Raw genomic sequence first — 507 nt, forward strand, 5'->3', positions numbered from 1 at the left:
ATGAGGCCTTGGGCACGGTTGTATTCGGCGTAGGCGCGGGCGCATTCGAATCGGTAGCCGGCCTCGTCGACCACATACCGGTTGTGGGGGCGGCCGAGCTGGGCCATCTTCGCGCCGTAGAGGCGGGCCACCCGCGGCGAGACACCCTCGGCCATCTGCTCGGCCGCCAGCTGCGCGACGATCGTGTCGGCGTTCGGATGCATCCCGCGACCGAACAAAGCCCGCATCTGGGATTCGGTGACGATGTCGCCCTCGACGATATCCAGGGCACCCAGCCCCGACCCCACCCAGCGACCAGGGGACTCCCCGCGCTCGCTGTAATAGGCGGCAAGCTGTTGCGCGCCACGGTCATTGGCGTCATTCGTGGCGATATTCCGCAGGTAATACTCATAGCCGTCGCCGGACGCAATCTTCGCCAGCGACATCATGAATCCAGGCTACGCCGCTCCCGATATTGTCGTTATCGGTTCGTTACCTGGGAGCATGAGGTGTGAAATTTTTGTGTGA

General features: G+C 63.3%; 1 protein-coding gene. It reads right to left on the minus strand.

What is annotated here, in order from left to right; genetic code table 11:
• The coding region (locus A5780_RS01305) for a relaxase domain-containing protein (protein WP_156769328.1) at nt 1-428 on the minus strand (428 nt) is incomplete at its 3' end.
• Between the last annotated feature and the right edge of the window lie 79 nt (nt 429-507).

Source organism: Nocardia sp. 852002-20019_SCH5090214, assembly GCF_001665865.1.
GTDB lineage: Bacteria > Actinomycetota > Actinomycetes > Mycobacteriales > Mycobacteriaceae > Nocardia > Nocardia nova.